2 protein-coding genes are annotated in these 3,432 nt (G+C 74.4%); one reads left to right on the plus strand and one right to left on the minus strand.

What is annotated here, in order from left to right; genetic code table 11:
• Positions 1–88: 88 nt before the first annotated feature.
• Positions 89–613 (minus strand): hypothetical protein, encoded by a 525-nt coding sequence (locus IH80_RS47270; protein ID WP_030966469.1) that lies wholly within the window; start codon positions 611–613, stop codon positions 89–91.
• 1,571 nt (positions 614–2,184) lie between these two features.
• Between IH80_RS47270 and IH80_RS0138010 the strand changes: the two genes are divergently transcribed.
• The gene (locus IH80_RS0138010; protein WP_158943857.1) at positions 2,185–3,207 is read left to right on the plus strand and encodes a LuxR family transcriptional regulator; all 1,023 of its coding nucleotides are present in this window, start codon (positions 2,185–2,187) and stop codon (positions 3,205–3,207) included.
• The last annotated feature ends 225 nt before the right edge of the window (positions 3,208–3,432 follow it).

The raw sequence follows: 3,432 nt of genomic DNA on the forward strand, positions 1-3,432 counted from the left end.
GGGCTGGGGGACGGGTGCGGGTCCGGCAGGGGACGAGGCCGGTTCCGGGGGCGGTGGGCGGGGTGGAGCGGGGCCGGCGGGTGGCGGGTTACCAGGAGCGGCGGAAGTTGACGTAGCCGCCGTCGCGGTCGAACCAGCCGCGGAAGGCCCAGTTGATCCAGCCGCCGTCGCCGTGGTTGGTGAACTGGCCCGACTCGAAGACCAGCACCCGGTAGGTGCCGTGGATGCCGCTGACCTTGGCGTCGTAGACCACGCCGTGCAGGTTGGGGGTGTAGCTGTTGGCGTTGTTGATGACCATCACGTTGTAGCGCTGGCCCGACTCGTAGAAGGCGCCCTCCATCAGGGACTTCACGTAGCCGGAGCGGTTCTGCTTGCGCTCGATGGCCTCGTTGACGATGTTGAAGATCTTCTGGGTGATGTCGAGGACCGCGGAGGCGACGTCGACCCTCCCCGCGAGGGCGCCCGCCTCGCCCGGGGCGACCCCCGAGACCGCGGCCGGGGCGGCCGGGGCGGGCGTCTGGGCGGCGTAGGAGGCGGTGGAGGGCAGGAGCACCCCCGCGGCGGCGACCGAGCTGACGATCATGACGGCGACACGCTTGCGGCTGATACGCATGGATCTACTCCTTCAAGGGATGTACCGGGCATTCGGTGGGTGTGGGAGCCCTGCGGGCCGTAGGGCGCCGCGGGCGGGCCGGACACCGGCCGGGAGCGGCCGGAGGCCGGCCGCGGGCAGGCCAGGGACGGACCGGGCCCGGCCGGGGTAGGCCGGTCCGGTCCGGTCCGGGGTGGGCCGGGTCGGTCCGGGGTGGACCGGGGGTGGTCCGAGGTGGACCGTGGGCGGTCGGGTAGCGGTTCGGGAGGGGCCGGGGAGGGGTGTGCCGGGGGAATGGCCGGACTGTGAATCCGGTACCCCCGGAACAGGATTTCCGGGGAGTGTCCGCCCGGCGCTGCCGGCCGGCGGGCAGAAAGGAAAGGATCGGGCCTATTTCAGGCCGAACCCATTCGGCCGACCCCTCCGCCGCCCCTGATCACTGATTTACTGAAAGCGCTCTCGTGCATCGGGAGCGGGGGAAGGTTTTTCCGTCACCAGGAAGTGGTGAGATGGGCGGCCGCGTCGTTGTGCGGCGGCCTCCCGCCGCCGGTGCGGCGGGGGGCCGGCGAGGGGGAGGGGCCGGTGAACCGCCGGTGCAGCAGGATGGCCAGGCATCCGGCACAGAGCAGCGAGAGGGTCTGCCACCAGGGAAGACCTGCTTCCCTGTGGTCTGGAGGGGGGTTCGGCATCGGGTTCTTCCCGTGACTTTCGCGCGATGGTGGAACCTGCTGGCGCCCGATCGGCTCTAGAGGACCGGAGGGCAGTGGCTTGCGGGGTTCGTCCACTCGGTGTCCCCCGGACGGCTGTCGCACGGGGCGGCGGTCCGTGCGGAAGCCGGACCGGATCCGGAATCGGACGCCGCGCCGGAAACGATGCTGCCCGCAATACCCACGGCCAGCGCCGCCGCACAGAGGAACCGAGTGAACTTCATGCTGTTCTCCTGAGAAAGTGAATTCCGATCTGATTCCTGCCGGGTCTTTCTTTCCGGTGACTCAAGAATCCCCGGCCGGGAACTCGGGGTCCAGCAGGTACGGCCCTCAGCAAGGTGCGTGGCACGAAAGGGAGGGGTTCAAAACATGGACAGAACCAGCGATACCGGGGCATCCGCCGGGGCGTCGGGAGCATTACCGCACCCGCCGCACCCGGCCCGGACCCCGCACCCGGCCCCGGACCGGGGCCAGGACCACGACCAGGGCCCGATCCCGGACCACGACCGGGGCCAGGACCACGACCGGGGTCTGGACCGGGACCAGGGCCTGGACCGGGCCCGGGGCCGGGATCCGCTCCCGGCTGCGGCTGCAGCTGCGGCTTCGGCCTCGGGTCCGGCTGAAGCTCCAGCCCGGGCCTCGGGCCGGGAGCCGCGCCTGGACCAGGTCCCGTCCCCGTCCCCCTCCCCGGCCGTCGCCGCGGACCGGGCCCCGGACCCGTTTTCCGTCCCGGCTGCAGTGCCGGCCCCGCTTCCGGCCGCGGCCGCGTTCCCGGCCGGGGCGGGAGCCGGGGCCGCGGCCGCGTTCCCGGCCGGGGACGGGGCCGGGGCCGGGGACGGGGGCGGGGCTGCGGTCCCGGCTCCGCCGCCGTTCCCGGAGCCGGCCGTGGGGGAGGTCGCCGAGCTCGGGCCGGTCGCGGTCCGGCTCTACACCCGGCTGCTGGAGGGCGGCCCCCAGCCGACCACCGCCCTGGCCGCCGCGCTCGGCCTGAGCGAGGAACACACCGAGCACGCCGCCGCCGAACTCCTCCGCCACCGCCTCCTGGCCCGCGACCCCGACACCACCCCCGCCCGGTGGCGGGCCGTCAGCCCCTACACCGCCGCCGCCGAACTGGTCGGACCGGAAGAGAACCGGCTGCGCCGCCGCCTGGAGACCCTGGAACGCACCCGCGCCCGCCTCAGCTCGCTGATCCCCCTGTACGAGGAGACCCACCGCCGCGGCGCCGACTCCGGCGCCGTCGAGGTCGTCGAGTCCCGCGACCGCGTCATGCTCCTCATCGCGGACACCGCGGCCCGCTGCACCGAGGAGGTCCTCACCGTCCAGCCCGGCGGCGGCCGCCCGCCCGGCTACCTCGAACGCGCGCTCCCGCGGGACCTGGAGATGCTGGGCCGCGGCGTACGCCTGCACACCCTCTACCAGCACACCGCCCGCTACAGCCCCGGCACCCAGGAATACGTCCGGGCCGTCAGCGCCGCCGGCGCCGAGGTCCGCACCCTGGGCGAACTCTTCGGCAAGATGCTGGTCTTCGACCGCGCCACGGCCTTCCTCCCGGTCTGGGACAACCCCGACGCCGCCGTCGTCCTGCGCGAACCCTCCGCCGTCGCCTTCCTCTGCTCCGTCTTCGCCAACGCCTGGAGCCTCGCCGAGCCCTTCTCCGCCTCCTACACCGCGACCACCGCGACCCAGCTGCAGGACACGATCGCCGGCCGGCTCGCCGACGGTGCCAAGGACGAGCTCATCGCCCGCCGGCTCGGCATGTCCCTACGGACCTGCCGGCGCCACATCGCCGAGCTGATGGACGAACTGGGCGCCGAGAGCCGCTTCCAGGCCGGCTACCTCCTCGCCCTGCGCTCGGCATCCACCGTCCCACCGGCCGAGGACCCCCACCGCGCCACCACCGCCCCCTGAACCCCGCCCCGCCGACCCCTGCCGGCCAGTCGGCCGGCCGGCCGGCCGCCTCTCGCCCGGCGGGCCCCGGCCGACCGCCCGCCCGGGCAGGAAGCCCTGCCCGGGCCTGCCGGTCAGCCACCACCCGCCCTACCCGGCCCTCGCCCGGTCAGCCCCGGCCGGCCCTCGCCCGGTCAGCCACCACCCGCCCTACCCGGCCCTCGCCCGGTCAGCCCCGGCCGGCCC

The sequence above is a fragment of the Streptomyces sp. NRRL S-378 genome (assembly GCF_000720645.1).
GTDB lineage: Bacteria > Actinomycetota > Actinomycetes > Streptomycetales > Streptomycetaceae > Streptomyces.